The following is a 22256-nucleotide window of genomic DNA, read 5'->3' on the forward strand; positions in this document are numbered from 1 at the left end:
GCCAACAGGCCTTTGGTTTCACTGCGCTTCGCCGTCTGCACCGCGGGTAAACCCTAGGTGTTGGAGCAGCGAAGAACGAAACTATAGCACAGGTATTTTGTGCCGCGCAAACGAAAAACGGGGAAATTAGCAGGAAAAACGGGGGATGACGATCGAAATTGGCGTAAGCTGTTGAAACAAAACGGTAAGATATTTTTAACCGGAACGAAATAATTTGGGGTCACGGGCCCAAATCACGCGAAGGGGACGGAAAATGAGCTGTTCTCCCCGGTAAAATCTCTGGATGCGTGACATAAAACAGCCCGGCGCTTCCCATACAGCTTCGACTATTGGCCTCCAGGCTAAGCAATACGATCTAAAAAAGTTTCCCCTATACCTACATATATAGATCCCTGCCCAAATAAGGCCTCTTCCCAGAGGACGTGAGCGGATCTGCGGCTATATCAAAGCTCTCTACCTATATAAGATCTCTACCTATATAGAATCCCCACCCACCTCTATGTAGGATCTCTACCTATACAGGATAGATAGCGCCTCGACCTCAAGGTGACGCCCACTATAATCGGCGACACCCATACTCAATACTATTGCACGACCATGAATTCGCAAACGCCTTGTTTCGTCGTTAACCTTGACTCCGATACTCGGCGGCGCCGGTCAATGGAGGCGACGCTACAACGTGCAGGCGTGCGTGCTGAGTTCTTCTCGGCCGTAGATGGCCGGCTCATGTCCGAGGATGTCCTTGAAAGTCATGTGGACCGCATAAAAGCCGAGAAAGAATACGGCGCGCTGGCAAAGGCCGAGATAGGCACTTCGTTAAGCCATATCTATATATATAGGGAGATGGTGAAACGCAACCTTCCCTACGCTGTCATTCTGGAAGACGATGTTTGCCTGGACAGCGGCTTTGCCCGACTGCTCCAATCAGGGTCGGCCGATGCGCTTGAAAGCTTGTTTGACGCCAGTGTGGCGGTGATGATCCAGCTCTCACATGTGAATCGCGCCTATCGGCGCCCGGAAAAATCACTTGGATCGACTGCTTACGCGGCTGTCCGTCCCTATGGCGCGGTATGGTTGACCAGCGGCTACTTCATCACTCTGGCGGCGGCAAAACAGCTGGCCGATGGCTTGTACCCTGTATGGGCGGTCGCCGATTATTGGGGCCGCTTCCAGCAACTGGGACTGGTCGAGCTATGGGCGCTGACGCCCAATGCGGTGTGGGAATCAAGTGAAGCGCAAAACTCGAATATTTCGGCAGAACGCAAGGTGCGCCGCAAGTCGCCCAAGACATTGAAAAGCCGTTTACAACGCATAGGCCACGAACTTATCGTGAAACCGCTGCTAGTCAGGCGCCTTCCGAAAATTTCCACCTGATGCTCAGACAGCCTATAGTGGAAACCTGCTCACAGAATAAAGACAATCAGCACATGACTGAAGACATCCTCATTAACGTAACGCCTTTCGAAACACGTGTCGCACTGGTCGAACAAGGATCCGTCCAGGAACTACATATGGAGCGCAGTATCCAGCGCGGACATGTGGGCAACATCTACCTGGGCAAAGTGGTACGAGTACTGCCGGGCATGCAGAGCGCCTTCGTCGACATCGGACTGGAAAGAGCCGCTTTCATCCACGTCGCCGACCTCAGGCAGAATCGGCTTGAACGCACGAGCGGCGCCATTGCCACTCCCATTGAAAAATTGCTGTTCGAGGGCCAGTCGCTCATGGTCCAGGTCATCAAGGATCCGCTGGGCACCAAGGGCGCGAGGCTTTCCACCCAAATCAGCATAGCGGGGCGCATGCTTGTATACCTGCCGTACGACCCTCATGTCGGCATATCGCAGAAAATCGAATCGGAAGAAGATCGCGCATCGCTGCGCGAGCGCGTACTTTCGTTCATGCCGGAAGGCGAGAATGGCGGATTCATCGTCCGCACCCAGGCTGAGGGCGCCACCGACGACGAATTGCGAGCCGACCAATCCTACCTTCGTACTATCTGGAACAGCATACAAACGAAGACCAAGTCTCAACCGACGCCATCTGTGCTGTACACCGACCTGACGCTGGCTCAGCGGGTACTGCGCGACATGGTGGGGCCGTCGACAGGCATGATCACGGTGGACTCGCGCAGCACTGCGCAAGAACTGCTGGACTGGGCCACCACCTACACCCCTTCCGTACTGAGCCGCATCCGCCACTACAGCGGCGAACGGCCGCTGTTCGACACTGCCAATGTAGACGAAGAAATAGCGCGCGCACTGTCTCGGCGCGTCGACCTGAAATCGGGCGGCTATCTGATTATCGACCAGACAGAGGCATTGACCACGGTTGACGTCAATACCGGCGGCTTTGTGGGTGGCCGCAACTTCGACGACACCATATTCAAGACCAATCTGGAAGCGGCTGTGGCTCTTGCGCGTCAATTGCGCCTGCGCAACCTGGGCGGCATCATCATTTTAGACTTCATTGATATGGACGATGCCGGGCATCGAAGTTCAGTGCTGGCCGAGCTGAACAAGGCGTTGTCCAAGGATCGCACCCGCATGACCGTCAGCGGTTTCAGCCAGCTTGGCCTGGTCGAGATGACGCGCAAGCGCACGCGCGATTCATTGGCTCACCAACTGTGCGAGCCCTGCCCGACCTGCCAATCACGCGGCAATGTGCGTACGCCTCGTACCCTGTGCTACGAAATCCTGCGCGAGATATTGCGCGAGTCGCGCCAATTCAACCCCAAGGAATTCCGAATACTGGCATCCCAGGCCATTGTGGACTTGTTCCTGGAAGAGGAAAGCTCTCACCTTGCCATGTTGGGCGATTTCATCGGCAAACCCATATCGCTGGAAGTCGAAAGCCTGTATTCCCAGGAACAATACGATATCGTGCTTATTTAGCCGGACACACTTCTGGGTGCAGGATAGCGTTGAACACCTGATCAACGCGGTTCTTTGTGGCGGTATCGCTATAGTAAGTATAGATCTGCCCTCTGGTCCGCGAGTCTTCCATCATGGTCGACTGATACTGGACCAGATCTACCAGCACAGCGTGTTCGAAATTTTCAGCACCCTCGGGCCTATCGATAATCGTGGCGTAATTCGTTTGGCGCGGGTCTACGGAAAAATGGGGTGCGCTGCCACATGCGTCTTTATGCTTGAACAAGGCCATCTGAATCTTGGGGAAGGTCAGCGGAATGGTACGCTCACCCCGGGAATATTTTGGATCGCGCAAGTCGACCAGCCTCAGGCCTGCCGCACCCGCAGCGCAGCCGGCCAGCACCAGTGCGGCAACCATAATCGTCAGTTTCTTCATGTTGTTCTTCCCGTTCATTGTTCAATCCTCGTCCCGGAATTGCATGCGGTAAAGCGACGCATACAAGCCATTCAGTTCCAGCAATTCCTCATGGCGGCCCTGCTCCACTACCTGGCCGGCATCCAGTACGACGATACGGTCGGCTTTCTGGACCGTGGAGAGCCTGTGCGCGATAACCAGCGTCGTTCGCCCGGCCATCAGCAGTTCAAGCGAGGCCTGTACTTGCCTTTCCGATTCGTTATCCAACGCCGAGGTGGCTTCATCCAGGATCAGGATGGGCGCATTCTTGATCAAGGCCCTGGCAATCGCCAGGCGCTGCCGTTGCCCACCTGATAGCTGTCCCGCATTCTCGCCGACAGGCGTATCGAGGCCTTGCGGCAGGCCTTCGACAAAAGAAAGCAGATTTGCCGCATCAAGGGCATTACGGATTTCTTCACGGCTGGCTTCGTGCAGCGCACCATAACCCACATTTTCGGCGATGGTGCCTTCGAAAAGGACGACATCCTGGCTGACCAGCGAAAGTTGGGCACGCAAATCGCGCAAGGCGACATCTTTGACGTTCTGCCCATCGATCCGGACTTCTCCGCTTAGCGGATTGACGAAGCGCGGCAACATATTCACGAGTGTGGTCTTGCCGCTGCCCGAGCGGCCCACCAACGCTACGGTTTGGCCCGGCTCGGCAAGGAACGACACGTTGGAAAGCGTATCGGTCTGCGAATTGGGGAAGCGGTGATAGACATTGCTGAATTCCACGCGTCCCTTTACGGGGAGGACCAGCGCTTGCGTTCCTTTGTCGTCCTCGGGCTTCTCGTCGATCAGCGTAAAGACACTTTCCGCGGAAATGAGCATGCGTTGCATGGCGCTTGCGATATTGGTCAGCCGCTTCATGGGATCGAAAATCTGGCCCAGGGCGGCCATGAAGGCCGCAAAACTGCCCACGGTAAGTCCTTCGGTATTGGCCTGGTACAAGGCGACCGCAATGACGGCCGCGACGGACAAGCCTACCGAGAACTGCGTCAACGGCGACATGGCGGCATCGGCGCCCGCTGCTCTCATGGCAAAGCGACGCAAGCGGCCATTGACGTACTCGAAGCGGCTGGCCTCGCGATCATAGCCATCGAACAGCTTGATGACGCGCTGGCCATCTATGCCTTCGCGCACCACGCGGGTCAGTTCGGCGTTCATGCCGATCGTTTCCCGATTGATGCGCCGCAACCGCTTGATGAACACCCGGGCAATCAGTGTGGAAATCGGCAGCATGATCAGCACGATCAAGGTAAGCTGCCAGGACATGTATAGCAGGACGGCGAGCAGGGCCACGACCACCAATGTTTCGCGGACCACCACCGTGATCACTTCGGTGGCCAGCCCGGTGACCGTACCGGCGTCTATGGTGAACCGATTCAGCAGGCGGCCGGAGTCGCCACGCTTGAAATGTTCGTCGGAGAGCCCCAGCAAGCGCTGGAACATCTCTTTGCGCAATCCAAGCAGCATATTGTTGGCCACCCAGGCAAGCAGATAGGTACTGCCATAACTGCAAACGCCGCGCAGGAACATCAGCCCCACGACAGCCAGTGGAATTGACCAGATGTACGACGGTTTATTGCCGGAAAAGCCTTCGTCCAGCAGTGGCTTCATGATGATGGCGAGCGTCGGCTGCGTTGCGGCGGCCACGCTGACCAGCAATACCGCAACCAAGACTGCCTTCCAATAAACCCCGACGCGAGTGTAGATCCGACGCCACAGTTCGAATTTAACGGGATCAGAATGAGACGAAGTGGCTTGAGAGGGAGACTTCAACAATTAACTCGCTTATATACTATTGGATGCGTCATTTTAGCGTTCTTGCCAGGGCATGACCCTGCATGCACCGTTGAACAAGAATATCAGCCATCATACTTCCCCGCTACCGCCTGCAATACATGCCTACTCTTTCAGCTATCTATGTGCGTCTACCCAACTGGATTGGCGATGTCTGCATGAGCCTGCCCAGTCTGCATGCCCTGCTGAATACCCGCCTGCCCATCGTGGTATGCGCCAGGCCGTGGGCCCGGGACCTCCTTTCCGCCTATAAGCTGGGCGGATTCATAGAAATGAAAGGCCGGTGGCGCGAAGACAGGGCCACCGTGCATGCGTTCCGCAAGAAAGCTCAGCACGCTCATCCGCGCGGGCTGCTATTGCCGGACTCCTTGTCCAGCGCCATGGTGTTCAAGTTTGCAGGCGTGCCAAGCGCCGGATATCGTGACGACGGCCGCAGCTTGATATTGCGCTGGCCCGTCAATAAGCCGTCTTCGCGCATGCATGCCGTAGAGTCCTGGTATTACATTACGAATCAGGCCCTGAAGCGATGGAATCAAACGCCTCCGCCGGCCAACCCTCCGTCTGCCCTGGATCTTCAACTGACGGACAAACACCGCGCCGAAGCACTGCAGGCACTGAACACCGCGGGTCTTGCCGCTGGGCAGTTCATTTTGATTGCACCGACCGCGACGGGATTGCATCGGGGCAAAGCCAAAGTATGGCCGCATTTTGACACGCTGACCCGAAGACTGCAGCGACGGGGTTACCAAGTGGCCATGTGTCCCCCGCCCAGCGAAGCCGAAGCGGCCAGGACCAATGCACCCACCGCGATCACGCTTCCTCCGCTGCGCCTGGGCGCGTTTGCTACACTCACCCGACTTGCCTCACTGGTCGTGTGCAATGATTCGGGAGTTTCCCATCTCGCGGCGGCAACCAGCGCCCGGCAACTTTCCTTGTTCGGCGTCACACAGCGCGAGCGTACCGGCCCCTGGTCCGAGAACGCCAGTTGTCTGGGATCGTCGCACGCATGGCCCACCATCGAGGAAACGGAACAACGGATTCTCGCCCTTTTGCAATAGAAGAAAACTTAACGGCAGCGCATGACACTATCGAGTTTCCTGACTAACCTCGTGATCCCCTTAAACTTGAGTATCACGCTTTTGGTGCTGGGCGTCGTGTTGTTCATGCTGCGGCAGCGCAAAACAGCCTTCTTCTTTGCCGCACTCGGCCTGGGCTGGGCTTTGTTCTGGTCGTTGCCTGCATCGTCGCTGTGGGCAGGCGGCCGGCTTGAGCAGCTTTATGCCCACACGATGCCGATGAAGCTGCCCAACGCACAAGCCATCGTGGTACTCGGGGGAAGCACGGCAAACAATAGATCGAACTGGTTCGAACCCTACGACAGCGACACGGCCACCGCCCGCGTCGATACCGCTGCCATGCTTTACAAGGCGCATCGCGCGCCGTTTATCATCGTGTCAGGCGCGGCGCTGGAAGGCAACATCAGCGAAGCGCAAATCATGGCCAATGCACTCAGGCAACTGGATGTTCCCCAACAGGCGATCATCCTGGAAAGCGGCAGCTACACCACGTACGAGAACGCGGTAAACACCAGCAAGGAACTCAAGCAGCGCAATATCGACCGCGTATTGCTGGTCACGTCGGCGCTTCATATGCCGCGCGCCATGGCCGTCTTCAAAAAGCAGGGCGTCGACGCCATAGCAGCGCCGTCAGCACCGCAAATCGTCGTACCCAGCGATCGCGGATTCTCGTTCTGGCAGCCCAGTATGCGGGCATTACAGGCCAGCCGTTCCATCGTCAAGGAATATGTCGGGCTGCTGGTGTATTGGGTGCGCGGCTGGATTTGAATATGGAATGCCGCGCACATTGCGGTGCCTGTTGCATCGCACCATCCATATCAAGTGCGATTCCCGGCATGCCCGATGGCAAGGCGGCTGGAGTGCGCTGCGTCCAGCTGGACGAGAATGAACAATGTTTGATATTTGGCCATCCTGATCGCCCCAGCGTGTGCGCTTCCCTACAGCCGCAGCGCAGTATGTGCGGGGTAAACCGCGAACATGCCTTGCATTGGCTCGGGCACCTGGAAGCGCTTACGGCGCCAGGCAACTGAGAGGTCCGCGCCGGCAGATCAGCATCCCTGGCTACTGGAGGATACAAAAAAAACCCCAGCGCAGGCCGGTGCAGCATGGCGCAAGAGTATAGTAATTCATGGAAATGGCCGCCCCCAAAACAATGCGGCCTGCAGGTGGAGTGCCGGGTCTAACAGCACGTTGACCGAAAGGCCATGTTTAGAATAATCCGCATATTCCAGAACATCCGGCGGGTTCTGCGTTCATCACTATGTCCGATTCAATTGGCGATAACGGACTATGGAGATAACCATGACGAATACCCAAGCCATTGCCACCGAAAAACTGAAGAACGGATTTGGCGGAGGGATCTTCCTGCCGGGCGACCCCTCATATGAAGATGCACGAAAAGTCTGGAACGCAACCGTCGACAAACACCCTGCGCTGATCGCGCGGTGCTCCGACACACAAGACATTACCCGTGCAATAAACTATGCACGAGACCACGAAGTCTCACTTGCAATACGAGGTGGTGGCCATAACATCGCGGGCAATGCCATTTGCGACGATGGCATTGTCATTGACCTTTCCGCTATGAAGGCAGTAAATGTGGTTCCCGCTGACCGCCGGGTTACCGTGGAAGGCGGCGCGACGCTTGCCGACATGGATGCCGCCACACAAGCCCATGGGCTTGCAACTCCGCTGGGCATCAACTCCACCACAGGCGTAGCAGGCTTGACACTGGGCGGCGGATTTGGATGGCTCAGCCGGAAGTTCGGCATGACGGTAGATAATCTGGAATCGGCAGAGGTCGTCACGGCAGATGGCCGACTGATACGCGCCAGCGAGACCGAATATCCTGACCTGTTCTGGGCGCTAAGAGGCGGCGGCGGTAATTTCGGCGTCGTCGCTCGATTTACCTTCAGGCTTCATCCAATAGGACCGGACCTGTTGAGCGGCTTGATGGTCTATCCGATTGCCGAGGCAAAATCAGTACTTCAAAAATACCGCGACTTCATGGCCGCGGCGCCGGACGATCTTACCGTATGGACCGTACTGCGCCAAGCCCCGCCGCTGCCCTTCCTGCCACCGGAATTCCATGGCCAGCCCGTCATAGTCCTTGCAATGCTTTATATGGGCGACCCCGAGTCCGGTAAGAAAATCATTGAGCCTTTGCGCACGCTTGGCACCTTGGCGGGCGAGCACATAGGCGTCCAACCTTATGTTGATTGGCAAAAAACCTTTGACCCGCTGCTCACGCCAGGAGCCCGCAATTATTGGAAATCCCATAATTTCGCGAAACTTGAGGACGGCTTGTTCGATATCGCTATCGAATACACGAAAACGCTTCCATCACCGCAATGCGAAATTTTCTTCGCTGCAATCGGATGCGCTACAACAGAACAGTCTCCCGACTATACGGCCTACGCCCACCGTGACGCGCAATTCATCATGAACGTGCACGGCCGGTGGGACGATCCCGCCGATGACAAGCGCTGCATAGCCTGGGCTCGCGACTTCTTCGCGGCCACGGCGCCCTTCGCCAGCGGTGGCGTCTATGTCAATTTTCTTACCGCTGAGGAAACCGATAGGGTGCGTAGCGCTTATGGTCCGAACTATGATCGCCTGGCCCAGATCAAACGGAAATACGATCCCGATAATCTGTTTCGCATGAATCAGAACATCGCGCCCGCGTGAAGGGGCCAGCACGCCTACGCTCAAATAGAGGTACGCCGCGGCTTCCGGACAATACCGACGAGCTGCGGCGTGCGATCGTCAGGTATCCGCAACGCCCGGCGCGCTGCACGAAAACCGCGCCGGCGGCAATGACTAGCGCTCTTTCATCACATCCGCGTAAAGTTCCAGATACCGATCTGTTACCTTCGCCCAGCTATGGCGGTCCACGACCTGGCTTCCACCTTCGACCAGGCGCTCACGCCATGCCGCGTCACCGCTGATTTGCATGGCGAGCTGCGCCAACTGGTCGGCATCTTCGGGATGAGTCAGCAACGCTGCCTCATGTCCGTCGCGGACATACTGGGCAAAGCCGCACCATGGTTCCGGACTAAGGATGACGGGCAGTCCAAAAGACATGGCCTCCAGCGGCGCCATGCCGAAACTATCGTTCAGGGTCGGATGTACATAGAGATCGGCGGCCGCATAATACGGTGCCACATCATGGGTTTCCTCCACCAGCCGTATACGATCGGCCAGAAGGCGAAACGCCGACGAGCGGTGAATGTATTCGCGGGTGCTTGCATTGCCGCCAACGACCAGCAGCTTGAAATGCCCGGGCAGTTTCTCGAGCGCTTTCAAGACGGTCGGCAAGCCCTTGCGCAGAGGGTTGCGGGCGACCAGCAGGCATACGTAGTCATCCGCTGTCCAGCCCATGGCATTACGAACCTCGCCCCTACGATCAACAGTCGACGCTTGAGGTCGAGTGACGCCGGGAGGAATGACGGGGCAGGAAAATTTTCGACCATAAGCCTGGCTAAGCTGCTCGGCGATAAGCCCGGAAACTGCCACGGTACGGTGGGCAGCCCGGGGCTCGACCCGCTTTTCCTCCAGCTTGAGATAGGTATATACCCGCAGGCTGACGTATGAGAGCAGCCGTTTGATTGCAGGTAGCGGACGCACGCGCCAGTTATAACGCACCGGTGTGACGTGCACCACTTCAATGTCGCCGCACCATCCATTCATGTGTGAATGGACGATATCGAATTTGCCGCGGGTGGCCATTCGGGCCCGCCATGCAAAAATCAGCACGCGGATCCAGCTCGGCCAGCGGGACCAGGAGCGCAACGGTACGAAAGGCAAGCGCAAATCGCAAGCGTCGTCGTACTCACGCGCGTATACCGTAACATCGTGGTCCCGTACCAGCTCACGCATCAAGGCCACGCCATAGGCTTCGGCGCCCCCGAAGCGATTACCGAATCGATCTACAACAAAAGCGATCTTGAGTCTCTGCGTCGGCATAGGCCTGCAATCAAAATGAATAAAAAGCCTCTTGGGCTGAGGGCCTAGCCGTCGCGTCGTTTCTCTTCAAGCCGCGTCATGCATTTTTGCAGGAAACGCAAGATATTGGTGGATCGCGCCACCGTTACCCTGGGCAAACCGTAGATATCGTCGGAAGGATTGGCCAACCCACCCTGAGTCGTAGTGGCATTAAGATAGCCGGCATTCCGCACCATGGCACGCAATTCAGGCGTCTCGCCGCCATACGGGTAACAGAAGGCCGTGACCTCCGCAGCGAGGACTTCCTGCAATTCGTGCCGCGATTGCCTGATTTGATAGTCGGCAAGTTCCGGAGAAAGCTTGGGCAGATAAGGGTGGTCGAGGGTATGCGAGCCCACTTCCATGCCGGCGGTTGCCCACGCCCGCATTTCGTCTGGCGACATGAGGTCGGAATGGACGATGCCTTTTTCCCGGTCCCACACATTGCCCCCACCCAGCTGGCGGGCTACGAAGTAGTTGGTCGCGGTGAAGCCTTGCTCGGCCAATACAGGCAATGCATTCTGATAGACGTTGCGGTAGCCGTCGTCGAACGTTATACCCACCACTTTGCCGTGGCGTTGGCCGTTGACATAAGGCATGAGATCCCGCATGGAAAGGCCGCGATAGCCGAAGCGCCGCAACCATGTCATCTGCCGCCGGAAGTCGGCCGGATGCACGACAAGACTGCGATAGGGCGACCCCTTGGGCGCGGGCTGCCCTATCTGGTGGTACATGAGGATAGGAATCATGAAGACGATTATATCGGCGCAAGCTGGTTGCTTGCCACCGTACAGGCACTTATGTAGGCTTTTTTCGTATCGCCAAGAAAGTGGCTGCTGGAGAACCTATGTGTCACCCTCTCGCGGGCGGATCTTCCCATTACCGGCAGGCACGCGGGATCGGCGAGCGCTTGACGCAATACCGGGACGAGGAGATCGACATTGCCCGTGGGTACGATCCATCCGTCCATGCCATGACGAATGTTTTCCGGCAGCCCACCGGCATCTGATACCAGCGTGGGCAAGCCCATGGCCATGGATTCATAGCACGCATACGAGGCCGCCTCGCGATACGATAATACAAAGCCGACATCGCAAGCGCCAAGCACGGGACGTACGTCCTTGACCAGGCCCGGGAACACGATTTGATCTTCCACGTGAAGCGACTTGATCTTGCTGCGCATTTCCGGCGATGGGGGATCGCCGGCGACCACCATCCGGAAACGGCTCTTCGAGTCGCTGTCCAGGCGGGAAATCGCTTCGGCAAGAACCAGCCAACCTTTGTTGTAGTCTGTTCCGCCGGTGCTTCCGAATACCAGTACATCATCATCCAGCTTTCCGAAGAGCTGCTGTCGATAGTGCTGCCTGGCCTGAGGGTCGGCGGGTTGCCATGCATTCGCATCAATGCCATTGCGCACTACATGAATAGGGCTGTGGCGATACCGCGAGTCCGATAACATTTGCCCGACATAATCAGATACCGCAATGCAGATATCCGTACCGAAGCGTGCCCGCAAACGGTGCCCGAAACTGCTCACTGGGCTCGTGTTGTGCTTGGTCCAGACAATGGCGGCGCGATGGCGCAAGCCTATGCTGGCCAGCATGATGTGGCGATGATCCGCCCCACCGTTTACGTGAATGATATCGAATCGCTCCTGGCGCAAAAAACTGCGCAGGCGCGCCACTTCTTTCACCAGCGCCAGGGGCCTTGAAGTATAGAGTCCGGGTAGAACCCGTACGCCGGATTCACCGGAAGCACTTTTATACAGGCGGCCTGTAGGCGGTGCCGCGACAGTCAGGTCGAAGTCGTCCTTGAATCCCTTGAGAAGATTGAGCACATACGTGACATGGCCACCACCATTTCCGTGGTGTATGTCGGTAATCAGGACTTTCATTGTGGGCCCGCAGCTGTCTACAGCAGCGCCGCCCTAGGGACTTCGCCGTATAGCTATTTATTTTGTTTATTTAAAAAAAGCAGTTTATTGTAACGAAAAAAGCTGCCGGCGGCGCCCATTGTTGCCAAAATGAAACCTTCCTTGCCGTCGAGAAATCCACGCCTGATCAGATAGATGCGAACGAATGTCCATACCGCATGGCCGGTAGCGCCGAGCACACTGGTTCGACGGCCTTTGGCGTGCATCATCCCCGCCGCCTCGGACGAATAATGGTTGATCTTGGCAATGAATGTTTCAAGATCGGCATACGGATAATGCAGAAAATGGTTCTTCAGCGTTGTCACCGATGAGGTGGTCTGTACGCTTTCGTGTACCGCCACATCTTTGAAACGCGCGGTTCCACGCTTGAATAAACGCAATACGTGATCAGGCCACCATCCGCTGTGACGTATCCAGCGCCCCCCGAAATTCGAAAGCCTTGCAATCTTGTAGGCGTCGGACTGCGGAGCGGCGAGCTCTCTTTGTATTTCAAGCGCCAGCTCCGGCGTCACGCGCTCGTCCGCGTCGATGGAAAGCACCCAGGCACAGCTTGCCAGATCCAGGGCCCTGTTCTTCTGCCGGCCAAAACCGGGCCAGTCGTCGGTCAAGCTGACCCTGGCGCCTTTAGCTTGCGCGATTTCACGCGTTCCGTCCGTGCTGCCGGAGTCGACGACAATAATTTCATCGGCAAAACTGACCGAGTCGATGCATTCGCCAATATGTGCCGCCTCGTTTTTGGTGATGATGATGACGGACAGCGTCATGCGTGCTTCTTGCCGAGGCCGCGTTTCCATAGTTTCCACTTATTGAATAGCGGTCCGATCACGGGATGGCCGGCAACCTGGATACGGCGCCCTACCGAGTTGCCTGTCGTATTGCGCACCGCGAAGCGATAAATATGCGCAGGATCCGTGCCGGCCCGATTTTGTCCAAATGCTTTGGTGGTATAGAGATAACGAAATCCCGCATCTTGGGCGAGCTTCGTGTAATCGGCATCGAAATAGCCTTGGGGCCAGCAGAAATGCTGGGACACGTCACCCAGGTTGTCCCGCAATGCCGCGCGGGACAATTCCAACTCTTGCGCCATATGCTGGTTTTTCTCGTGCGGCACCTTTTGGTCCCAGCGCGTGTGTGTGTGCGTATGGCTATGGAACTCGACCACGCCTTCATCGCGCATGACTTTTATTTCGCTCCAGCGCAGAATGACGTCATCGCTCTGGCCCGCTTCTATGCGGCGTTCACATTCGCGATGCGAAGGTGTTTCGGGCAATTCGCCCTGCCCCAGACAATGCCGCAAAGGGCCGTCCTTGATCCAGGAAGTTACCAGGAACACAAGCGCCGTGTAGCCGTACTTCTTGAGCAATGGATACGCGTACACCCAGTTATCCAGATAACCATCGTCAAAGGTAATAAGAACGGACTTTGCAGGAACCGGTTGGCCGTTCAAATGGCCCGCAAACTGATCGCTGGACAGCGAACGGTAACCCCGCCGTTGCAGCCACTGCAACTGATTCTCGAAATTCGTGGTCGATACGGAAATCATGCCGTCCACCGGGGAAACGTGGTGATACATCAGTACCGGTACAGTCTGCGCAGACTTCATGCTTTTCGTTCCTTGAGCCAACGGACGTAATTGTTCTCGGCGTGCTCTGCCATGGATTCGGCGCTGAACCTGCGCTCGACCCGGCAAAACATCAGGCCGGCCTGCCCCATGGTTCGGCGCAGCGCCGGATCATCAATAAGCTGCTTCAAGGCGGCCGTAAATGCGGCACGGTCGTCCAGAGGAACCAAAAAGCCGTTGATGCCGTCCCGGACCATTTCAGGTACACCATCTACTTTCGTGCCGACAACCGGCAGTGCAGCGGCGCCCGCCTCGATGAAAACAGTACCGGACGCTTCTTCGCGGGTCGCCAGCGCAAATATATCGAAGCCCGCCAGCAAATTGGGAACATCCTGGCGCGCGCCCAGCAAATGCACCCGCTTTCCCAGTCCTTTTTCGGTCACGTATGCCTGCACTTCCTCGAATACAGGCGATCCGCCGCCCACGAATACCAAATGCACGTTAGGCCGTTCCTTGATGAGCGGCTCCATGGCGTCGACGAGATCACGGTGTCCTTTTTGCGCCCGCATCACTGCGACACAGCCCACCACAATATCGTTCTGCGCCAAATGCAGTTCCTGTCGCAAGGTGGACTGTTCCGGCACGGCGTGCAGATCCACGGCCGGATATAGCGTGGCCACATGTTCTGGGCGCACGCCCCTTGAAATGAGGTGGTTGCGCACGAATTCACTGGCCGCGGTAACGCGGTGCGGAATAATCGTATACGACAATAAAGAACCGACTTTCTTGGCCAGATGCCGGGTGCGCACGATAAGTGGCGTACCTGCCAGCCGGGCGGCGCAGCCGGCCAGTATCGTGTCGCGTCGGCTGTGTGTATTGAGTACGTCGAAGCGACCTTTCTTCAATATTTGCCGGATTTTTATGACACCCTTGATGAAGTTGGCCGGCCCATCCATGTAAGTGGTGTGCACGGTGAATCCTTCATCGCGCAGGCGCTGCGCCAACTTGGCATGGGGCTGGCAGACGGCTTCCAGGTGATGGCCGCGTTCGCGCATGGCCATCATCATTCGCAAAATATACTGTTCCTGGCCACCAAAACTGGTGGCCGCCTCGGAGTGCAGGATGCGCAAGGGTGTCATAAGTAGTTGATCTCCACGCCTTCGGGTTCAACCCAGGCACTAAGCTGCTCCAACATGGCATCGGCCATGCGCACGCGCCACTCTTCCCCGAGCCGGACGGTGCACAGAAAGTCATTGCGTTTCAAGCGCAACTCAACGGGTATGCCGGGAACGCCGTTTTCGGGCTCGGCCCGGAAAGGGTTCAAGAGCTGGCGCAGACGCTGCGCATCGGCATTGCCATTGAGCGTGACACGCAGGCTGCGCGCCCTGGCTTCGCGCGCCAGTTGCAGGTCGAATACCGACTCGGCCGAGACGCGCAAGCCACCCGAATAATCATCGTTGCTGACCTTGCCCTGGATGATGATGAGTCGATCTTCCTTGAGGCGATTCCGATGCTGCTCGTACAGTTCGTTGAAGATGGCCACTTCGACCTGGGCCGAGCCATCGTCCAGCAAGGCGTAGAGCATCTTGCCCCGGCGCGTCATTTTAGGCCGCACAGACGAGAGCACGCCAGCAAACCATTGCAGGCTGCGCGAAGGCTCGAGACGGGCCAGCGGTTGCGGCGCAAAGCGCCGGACCTCGTCGCGCCAGGCATCGAAAAGGTGACCGCTAAAAAAGAATCCCAGCGCCGCCTTTTCTTCGGTAAAGCGCGTCTGGAGGTCCCAAGGCGGCACCTTGGCCAGCTCGCCTTCGACAATGTCATTGGCATCGTCGGCAAACAGGGAAACCTGGTTGGCGCTACGCTCGGCCTGCTCGGCAGCCTCCATCGCGCTGCCCACCGTGGCCAGCAAGGCCGCGCGGTTCTCTTCGATCTGATCGAACGCGCCCGCGCGAATCAGTGCTTCGATGCTGCGGCGGTTTACGGAATGCCGATCGATGCGGCGGCAGAAATCGAACAGGCTGACAAAGGGGCCGCCTTCCTGGCGCGCCTTGATAATGGCTTCCACTGCGCCCTGTCCAGTGCCCTTGACCGCACCAAGTCCAAAGCGCATGGTGCGCGGCGGCAAGCCCTTGGCCGAGTGCTCGTCCATGACCGGCTCGAACCGGTAGGCCGACGCATTGACGTCCGGGGGCAAAACTTGTACATCGTTAGCCAGTGCATCCTTCCAGAAAATCTGCACCTTGTCGGTGTCGTCCATGTCGGAAGACAGGGTGGCAGCGATAAATTCCGCAGGATGATAAGCCTTGAGCCATGCAGTCTGGTAGGCGATAAGCGCATAGGCGGCGGAGTGGCTCTTGTTGAACCCGTAGCCCGCAAACTTTTCCATCAGGTCGAACAGCTTGACGGCCAAATCCGCCGCATAGCCTTTTTCCACCGCCCCTTTCTCGAAGATGGCCCGGTGCTCGGCCATTTCCTCGGCCTTCTTCTTGCCCATGGCGCGTCTAAGTAGGTCGGCGCCCCCCAGCGAGTACCCGCCTATGATCTGCGAGATGAGCATGACCTGCTCTTGATACACGATCACACCATACGTGCTCTTGAGTACCGGCTCCAGGTCTTTGTGGAAGTAGTCGACCTCGGCCCGCCCGTGTTTGCGGTTGACGAAGTCGACCACCATGCCCGATTCAAGCGGTCCGGGACGGTACAGGGCCAGCATGGCAATGACGTCTTCGAACGTATTGGGCTTCAGGTTCTTGAGCAGCTCTTTCATGCCGCGCGACTCGAGTTGGAATACAGCCGTGGTGTTGCCCTCGCTAAGCAGCTTGTAGGCACGCATGTCATCGAGCTTGAGCGCCATGACGTCGAAATCGCGCTTGGTCTCGTTGAACTGGCGCACATAGCGGACAGCCCAGTCCAGAATGGTCAGGTTGCGCAAGCCGAGAAAGTCGAATTTGACCAAACCGGCCGCCTCGACATCGTCTTTGTCGAACTGCGAAACCGTATTGCTGTCGACGCCCGGCTGGCAATATAGAGGGCAAAAATCCGTCAACTTGCCTGGCGCAATCAGCACCCCACCTGCGTGCATGCCGATATTGCGGGTCAGACCCTCAAGGGGACGCGCCAGATCGATAAGCGCCCTGACTTCTTCATCCTGCTCGTAACGTTCCTTGAAGCTGGGCTCTTCGGCGAGCGCGCGGCCCAGCGTCCAGGGGTCGGCCGGACTGAACGGTATCATCTTGGACAGGCCGTCGCACAGCATGTAAGGCATTTCCAGCACCCTCCCTACATCGCGCACCACCGCCTTGGCGCCCAAAGTACCAAACGTCGCGATCTGGCTCACCGCCTCTTTACCGTACTTCAGCTTGACGTAGTCGATGACGCGTTCGCGGTTGTCCTGGCAGAAGTCGATGTCGAAGTCGGGCATGGAGACCCGCTCGGGATTCAGGAAACGTTCGAACAGCAAGTCGTAGCAGATGGGATCCAGATCAGTAATACCCAGCGAATATGCAACCAGCGAGCCGGCTCCGGAGCCGCGACCTGGCCCAACGGGCACCCCGTTGTTCTTGCCCCAGTTGATAAAGTCGGCGACGATCAGGAAGTAGCCCGAAAAGCCCATGCTGGTAATGGTCTTGCATTCCCATTGCAGACGCTCGAGATACTGCGGATAGCGCGCCTGGCGTTCGGCCTCGTCCGGAAACAGCTGGGCCATCCGTACAGCCAAGCCTTCTTCCGCCAAATGACTCATGTAGTCATCCAGCGTGATGCCGTCCGGCGTGGGGAAGTCGGGCAGGTGTGGCTTGCCCAGGACCAACGTGAGGTTGCATCGCTTGGCGATTTCGACAGTGTTGGCCAAGGCAGACGGCACATCGGCAAATCGCAGCGCCATTTCCTGGCTGCTAAGCAGATACTGGTCTTCGGTGAACCGGCGCACTCGCTTGGCATTGGCCAGCTGCTCGCCTTCGGCGATACAGACCCGGGCCTCGTGGGCGCGAAAGTCGCTGCGCTGCACGAACTGCACAGGATGGGTCGCTACAACCGGCAGGCCAAGCTCACCCGCGAGTCGCATGGCTTGTTGCACGTAGGCTTCGTCGCCGTCGACACCTGCTCGCTGAAGCTCGACGAAATAACTGCGTGGAAACGCCTTGGCCCAGCCGGACGCCAGCACGGCAGCCTCGGCCGGTTTGCCGGCTTCCAGCATCTGGCCTACATCACCCTGTCGTCCCCCGGATAGCACGATAAGGCCGTCCTTGCCCAGAAGCCAGTCGCGACGCACCTCGGCTCGGCCGCGATACTGGTTCTCCAGCCATGCCCGACTGAGTATTTCGCACAGCGCCAGGTAGCCTTGCTGGCTGCTGGCGAGCAGCAGCAGGCGAAACGGCTTGTCGCGATCGGCTTCGTTTTCCAGCCAGATATCGGCGCCCGCAATGGGTTTGACGCCCGACTTGCGGGCTGCCTTGTAGAACTTGATGAAACCGAACAAATTGCATAGGTCGGTAAGCGCCATGGCAGGCTGCCCATACTCGGCGGCCTTCGCAACCAGGTCGGGGATGCGGCCAATACCATCCACCACCGAAAACTCGGAGTGGATGCGCAGGTGTACAAATAGAGGAGAGGAATTCGCTTCGGTCATGCTCGAATTGTACTCAGTGATCGACCCTCGCGCGTCCTAGCGCTGCATGGCCGCCCACGCTTTTTGCAGCCGTTTCACCGAAACCGGCATGGGCGTGCGCAATTCCTGCGCAAACATTGCAACCCGTAGCTCTTCGAGCAACCAGCGGTATTCATCCATCTGCGTATCCGGGGCACCTTTGCGCGCCAACAGTGCGCGCTGATACTGGACGATCAGCGGCGCCATCTCGGCCATCAGGCGACTGTCCCGTGCCGGATCGGCACGCAGCTTGTCGATGCGAACCTGCGCGGCCTTGAGGTAGCGCGGATAGTGAGTAAGTTGACGATAAGGCGTGTCCTTCACGAACCACTTGCTCATCAATTGGCCTTGCTGCTTTTGCAGGTCGGCGTAGGCGGCCGCATGGGGCTTCGCCTGCGGCAGCTTTTTCTGCAGCGCATTCCATTCGGTCAATATCTGGCCGGTAAGCCGGGCGATTTCCTGCGCCAGCAGGCCCAGCCGGGTTTTCCCCTCGCTGCGGCGCAATTCAAACGCCTCCTTGTCACTGGGCCACGGCTCAGCCAGGCACGCCTGGTCCAGTGCGCAATCGATGATCTGATCGCGCAGTTCTTCCTGCGTGCCCAGGCTCATGTACAGCATGCTCATCCGGGTCAGGTCGCTTAAATTCTTTTCCAGGAACTTCACCTGCTCGCGCAGGGCCAGGCGGAACAGCCGCAGCAGTCCCGCGTGATGCTGCACACGCGCTTCCCCCGGATCATCGTAGACATCGAGGTCGCAGTGCGTCTGACGGTCCACCAATGCCGGATAACCCACGAAAGATCGCCCCTTGCGGCGAATCTCCATAATTTCGGGCAAGGCGCCGAAGCTCCAGTCGGTGAGCTTCTCATGGGCCAGGGCGTGAGCGACCTGCTCGTCGCGCGCCGCAAATTTCTGGAACGACGCCTGTGCCTGCTTGCCGTGCTCAGCCTTGAGCTGGTCCAGATTTCTTCCGCCGGAAAGCATACGCCCGTGCTCATCGACGACCTTGAAATTCATGAACAAATGAGCGGGCAAGGTTTCGACCTTGAAATCGCTGCGTAGCGGCCGTACCTTAAGCTGCGTCCACATGTCCGAGCCTATGGCTTCCAGCAGCCCGCCTTCGGGATCCGATGCATGATCGAACCATCGGTCCATGAAGCCCGCCGCGTAGTCGGGCAGGGGTACGCAGTGCCGCCGGATTTTCTGCGGCAGCGATTTAAGCAGCAAATGCACTTTTTCCTTGAGCATGCCGGGCACCAGCCATTCGCAGCGCAGTGGATCGATCTGGTTCAGCGCGAACAGCGGAACGGTCAGCGTTACGCCGTCGCGCGGCGAGCCCGGCTCAAAATGGTAGTCGAGCGCCATCTGCACGCCCTGCCATTCGACCTTCTTGGGAAAGACGTCGGTGGTGATGCCGGCGGCGTCATGCCGCATCAAGGCGTCACGGGTAAGCACCAGCGATTTCGCCTGCTGTTTATCAAGGCGCTTGAACCATTTCTCCAGCGTTACGGCCTGGCAGATCTCAGCGGGTATCTGCTGATCGTAGAACGCGTAGATCAGGGCATCGTCGACCAGAATATCGGGCCGCCGTGTCTGATGCTCCAGCTTTTCTATGGAGGCAATCAGCTGGCGATTGTGCTGGATAAATGGCAGGGCAGTATCGATGTCGCCCGGCACCAGCGCTTGGCGGATGAAGAGTTCGCGCGCCTGGACGGGATCGACCTTCCCGTAGTGGATCCGGCGTCCTGTATAGACCGGCAAGCCGTAAAGCGTGGCACGCTCGTTGGCGACGATTTGTCCGGCCTTTTTTTCCCAGCGCGGATCGGACCAGCTGCGCCGTATCAGGTGCGCACCGACTTTTTCCAGCCAAACCGGGTCTATGCGCGCCACGCAGCGTGCGTACAAGCGTGTGGTTTCCACCAGTTCGGCGGCGACTATCCAGCGCCCGGCCTTCTTGACCAGGCGCGAACCCGGATGGATCATGTAGCGTATATCGCGGGCACCCTGGTAGGTGCCGCTATCCTCGCTTTTCAGGCCGATATTCCCCAGCAGTCCGGATAGCAGGGCCAAATGGGTCTGCTCATAGGTGGCGTCGAGCGTATTCATGCGCCAGCCCTGCTCGCCGACGATGGAAGCCAATTGGCTATGCACGTCGCGCCATTCGCGCAGGCGCAGCGGCGATAGGAAATTTTGGCGCAGCAAAGCCACCAGCTTGCGCTGCGACGCCTTATGCTCCACCTGTTCGCCATACCATCGCCACAGCTTGATGTATGAAATGAACTCGGACTTGTCGTCGCCAAATTTGGCGTGGGCCGCTTCAGAGGCCTCGCGCTCGTGCATGGGGCGGTCGCGCGGATCCTGTACCGACAGCGCCGAAGCGATGATCAGGATTTCCGCCAGGCACTCGTGGTCCTTGGCCGCCAATATCATGCGGGCCAGGCGCGGGTCGACAGGCAGGCGCGCCAGGGCCTGGCCCACTTCAGTCAGGCGATTGTCCTCGTCCAGTGCTCCCAGTTCCTGCAGGAGATGGTACCCGTCTGCGATGGCACGGCCGGACGGCGCATCCACGAAAGGAAAGGTCTCGATATCGTCCAGCTTCAACGCCTTCATGCGCAGAATGACCGATGCCAGTGAAGAGCGCAGTACTTCCGGGTCGGTAAACGCGGCGCGGTTCTTGAAGTCCGCCTCGTCGTACAAACGTATGCATACGCCTGGCCCTATACGGCCACAGCGCCCTGCACGCTGGTTTGCCGATGCCTGACTGATGGGCTCGATACGCAGTTGCTCGACTTTGTTGCGCCAGGAATAACGCTTGACCCGTGCCAGTCCGCTGTCAACTACGTAGCGGATGCCGGGCACCGTAAGAGAAGTCTCAGCCACGTTGGTGGCGAGTACGATACGGCGCGCATTGCTTTGCGGGCGGAAGATTTGCTCTTGTTCGCCCTGGGAGAGCCTGGCATACAGTGGAAGCACTTCCGTGCTGGGCGGATGGCTTTTACGCAGGGCTTCGACCGTCTCCCTGATTTCGCGCTCGCCAGGCAGAAACACCAATACATCGCCCGGGCCATGGCGCGCGCATTCGGCGACGCCTTCCACGATCGCATCGATAAGATCCCGTTCCTCGTCGGCATTGGCCCGCCGGCTGCCCGGCTCGGCACTGTCCTGCTCTTTGTCCTGCATGACAGGCCGATAGACGATGTCGACCGGGTACAAGCGGCCCGACACCTCGATGACCGGCGCCGGCTTGCCATTCTGTGCGAAATGCCGGGAAAAGCGGTCCGCATCGATGGTTGCCGAGGTGATGATTACCTTGAGATCGCGACGCTTGGGCAGCAGTTGCCGAAGGAATCCCAACAGGAAATCGATATTCAGGCTGCGCTCGTGGGCTTCATCAATGATGATGGTGTCGTAGCGGCGCAGCAGCGGATCGCGTTGCGACTCGGCCAGCAAAATACCGTCGGTCATCAACTTGATCGCGGCGTTGGGGCCAGTGCGGTCATTGAACCGGATCTGGTATCCCACCCAATCGCCAAGTTCAGTCTTGAGCTCTTCGGCGATTCGCTTGGCCACTGACGTAGCCGCCAGCCTGCGCGGCTGGGTGTGGCCTATCATTTTTTCCTGGCCACGGCCCAGCTCCAGGCAGATCTTGGGCAACTGCGTGGTCTTGCCCGAGCCAGTTTCGCCGCAGACTATCACCACCTGGTGCGCCTTGATGGCAGCGGCAATATCGTCGCGGCGTGCGCTTACCGGCAGGTCCTCGGGATAGTTGACCGGCGGCAATGCCCTCTTGACCGCCGGCCTGGCCGACGGACGTCGCTGGGTGTTCCTGCCCGTGGAGGGCTTCGTATTCTTGTCTTTGTGTTCGTTTTCCGACAAATTGACTGGCTCTTGCATGAAACTTCTTTTTAGTGGGCTGTCCGTCATTATAATTTT

At 58.0% G+C, this 22256-nt stretch carries 16 protein-coding genes; 6 read left to right on the forward strand and 10 right to left on the reverse strand.

Translation table 11 applies throughout. The features are described 5' to 3' along the window. Nucleotides 1-597: 597 nt before the first annotated feature. On the forward strand, nt 598-1374 hold the full coding sequence (locus CR159_RS02570) for a glycosyltransferase family 25 protein (protein ID WP_102072455.1): 777 nt from the start codon (nt 598-600) through the stop codon (nt 1372-1374). 53 nt (nt 1375-1427) lie between these two features. Continuing rightward, nucleotides 1428-2891 (forward strand): ribonuclease G, encoded by a 1464-nt coding sequence (rng, locus tag CR159_RS02575; RefSeq protein ID WP_102072456.1) that lies wholly within the window; start codon nt 1428-1430, stop codon nt 2889-2891. Here the strand turns inward: rng and CR159_RS02580 are convergent. After that, the gene (locus CR159_RS02580; RefSeq protein ID WP_102072457.1) at nt 2884-3324 is read right to left on the reverse strand and encodes a hypothetical protein; all 441 of its coding nucleotides are present in this window, start codon (nt 3322-3324) and stop codon (nt 2884-2886) included. The genes rng and CR159_RS02580 overlap by 8 nt on opposite strands. A gap of 3 nt (nt 3325-3327) precedes the next feature. Then, nucleotides 3328-5109: a lipid A export permease/ATP-binding protein MsbA gene (msbA, locus tag CR159_RS02585; RefSeq protein ID WP_102072458.1), complete on the reverse strand. Its 1782-nt coding sequence runs from the start codon at nt 5107-5109 to the stop codon at nt 3328-3330. A gap of 119 nt (nt 5110-5228) precedes the next feature. On the opposite strand from msbA, the gene CR159_RS02590 reads away from it, so the two are divergent. From CR159_RS02590 to CR159_RS02605, 4 genes are all read left to right on the forward strand, one after another. Continuing rightward, nucleotides 5229-6185, forward strand: coding sequence for a glycosyltransferase family 9 protein (locus tag CR159_RS02590; RefSeq protein ID WP_102072459.1), 957 nt, complete (start codon nt 5229-5231; stop codon nt 6183-6185). A 21-nt stretch (nt 6186-6206) separates the two neighbouring features. Continuing rightward, nucleotides 6207-6971 carry a YdcF family protein gene (locus CR159_RS02595; RefSeq protein WP_102072460.1) on the forward strand — a complete coding sequence of 255 codons (765 nt, stop codon included), beginning with the start codon at nt 6207-6209 and terminating at the stop codon, nt 6969-6971. A gap of 2 nt (nt 6972-6973) precedes the next feature. After that, a complete protein-coding gene (locus CR159_RS21380; protein ID WP_143705437.1) occupies nt 6974-7234 on the forward strand; it encodes a YkgJ family cysteine cluster protein in 261 nt (86 codons plus the stop codon). A 271-nt stretch (nt 7235-7505) separates the two neighbouring features. Next, nucleotides 7506-8891, forward strand: coding sequence for an FAD-binding oxidoreductase (locus CR159_RS02605; RefSeq protein ID WP_102072461.1), 1386 nt, complete (start codon nt 7506-7508; stop codon nt 8889-8891). Nucleotides 8892-9023: 132 nt separating this feature from the next. On the opposite strand, the gene CR159_RS02610 is transcribed toward CR159_RS02605, so the two are convergent. Genes CR159_RS02610 through hrpA form a run of 8 tightly spaced genes read right to left on the reverse strand, consistent with a single transcriptional unit; the run spans nt 9024 to nt 22217 of the window. Then, entirely contained in the window at nt 9024-10169 is a 1146-nt protein-coding gene (locus tag CR159_RS02610) for a glycosyltransferase family 4 protein (RefSeq protein WP_102072462.1), read from the reverse strand. Nucleotides 10170-10213: 44 nt separating this feature from the next. After that, nucleotides 10214-10921, reverse strand: a complete 708-nt coding sequence (locus CR159_RS02615; RefSeq protein WP_102072760.1) for a polysaccharide deacetylase family protein — start codon at nt 10919-10921, stop codon at nt 10214-10216. A gap of 23 nt (nt 10922-10944) precedes the next feature. Continuing rightward, nucleotides 10945-12081 (reverse strand): glycosyltransferase family 4 protein, encoded by a 1137-nt coding sequence (locus tag CR159_RS02620; protein WP_102072463.1) that lies wholly within the window; start codon nt 12079-12081, stop codon nt 10945-10947. 53 nt (nt 12082-12134) lie between these two features. Then, the gene (locus CR159_RS02625; RefSeq protein ID WP_102072464.1) at nt 12135-12884 is read right to left on the reverse strand and encodes a glycosyltransferase family 2 protein; all 750 of its coding nucleotides are present in this window, start codon (nt 12882-12884) and stop codon (nt 12135-12137) included. Beyond that, nucleotides 12881-13723 carry a polysaccharide deacetylase family protein gene (locus tag CR159_RS02630; RefSeq protein ID WP_102072465.1) on the reverse strand — a complete coding sequence of 281 codons (843 nt, stop codon included), beginning with the start codon at nt 13721-13723 and terminating at the stop codon, nt 12881-12883. Before CR159_RS02630 ends, CR159_RS02625 begins: the two co-directional genes overlap by 4 nt. Next, entirely contained in the window at nt 13720-14820 is a 1101-nt protein-coding gene (locus tag CR159_RS02635; protein WP_102072466.1) for a glycosyltransferase family 4 protein, read from the reverse strand. The genes CR159_RS02630 and CR159_RS02635 overlap by 4 nt, the downstream gene beginning before the upstream one ends. Then, nucleotides 14817-18308: a DNA polymerase III subunit alpha gene (gene dnaE, locus CR159_RS02640; protein ID WP_102072467.1), complete on the reverse strand. Its 3492-nt coding sequence runs from the start codon at nt 18306-18308 to the stop codon at nt 14817-14819. The genes CR159_RS02635 and dnaE overlap by 4 nt, the downstream gene beginning before the upstream one ends. Before the next feature lie 36 nt (nt 18309-18344). Further along, nucleotides 18345-22217, reverse strand: coding sequence for an ATP-dependent RNA helicase HrpA (gene hrpA, locus CR159_RS02645; protein WP_102072761.1), 3873 nt, complete (start codon nt 22215-22217; stop codon nt 18345-18347). Nucleotides 22218-22256 lie beyond the last annotated feature (39 nt).

The organism is Pollutimonas subterranea (assembly GCF_002849655.1).
GTDB lineage: Bacteria > Pseudomonadota > Gammaproteobacteria > Burkholderiales > Burkholderiaceae_B > Pollutimonas > Pollutimonas subterranea.

What these genes read in the sequence shown, in the direction of transcription:
- CR159_RS02570 (WP_102072455.1), top strand. Translation starts at nt 598, where the DNA reads ATGAATTCGCAAACGCCTTGTTTCGTCGTTAACCTTGACTCCGATACT.
- rng (WP_102072456.1), top strand. Translation starts at nt 1,428, where the DNA reads ATGACTGAAGACATCCTCATTAACGTAACGCCTTTCGAAACACGTGTC.
- CR159_RS02580 (WP_102072457.1), bottom strand. Translation starts at nt 3,324, where the DNA reads ATGAACGGGAAGAACAACATGAAGAAACTGACGATTATGGTTGCCGCA.
- CR159_RS02590 (WP_102072459.1), top strand. Translation starts at nt 5,229, where the DNA reads ATGCCTACTCTTTCAGCTATCTATGTGCGTCTACCCAACTGGATTGGC.
- CR159_RS02595 (WP_102072460.1), top strand. Translation starts at nt 6,207, where the DNA reads ATGACACTATCGAGTTTCCTGACTAACCTCGTGATCCCCTTAAACTTG.
- CR159_RS21380 (WP_143705437.1), top strand. Translation starts at nt 6,974, where the DNA reads ATGGAATGCCGCGCACATTGCGGTGCCTGTTGCATCGCACCATCCATA.
- CR159_RS02605 (WP_102072461.1), top strand. Translation starts at nt 7,506, where the DNA reads ATGACGAATACCCAAGCCATTGCCACCGAAAAACTGAAGAACGGATTT.
- CR159_RS02610 (WP_102072462.1), bottom strand. Translation starts at nt 10,169, where the DNA reads ATGCCGACGCAGAGACTCAAGATCGCTTTTGTTGTAGATCGATTCGGT.
- CR159_RS02615 (WP_102072760.1), bottom strand. Translation starts at nt 10,921, where the DNA reads ATGTACCACCAGATAGGGCAGCCCGCGCCCAAGGGGTCGCCCTATCGC.
- CR159_RS02620 (WP_102072463.1), bottom strand. Translation starts at nt 12,081, where the DNA reads ATGAAAGTCCTGATTACCGACATACACCACGGAAATGGTGGTGGCCAT.
- CR159_RS02625 (WP_102072464.1), bottom strand. Translation starts at nt 12,884, where the DNA reads ATGACGCTGTCCGTCATCATCATCACCAAAAACGAGGCGGCACATATT.
- CR159_RS02630 (WP_102072465.1), bottom strand. Translation starts at nt 13,723, where the DNA reads ATGAAGTCTGCGCAGACTGTACCGGTACTGATGTATCACCACGTTTCC.
- CR159_RS02635 (WP_102072466.1), bottom strand. Translation starts at nt 14,820, where the DNA reads ATGACACCCTTGCGCATCCTGCACTCCGAGGCGGCCACCAGTTTTGGT.
- dnaE (WP_102072467.1), bottom strand. Translation starts at nt 18,308, where the DNA reads ATGACCGAAGCGAATTCCTCTCCTCTATTTGTACACCTGCGCATCCAC.
- hrpA (WP_102072761.1), bottom strand. Translation starts at nt 22,217, where the DNA reads ATGCAAGAGCCAGTCAATTTGTCGGAAAACGAACACAAAGACAAGAAT.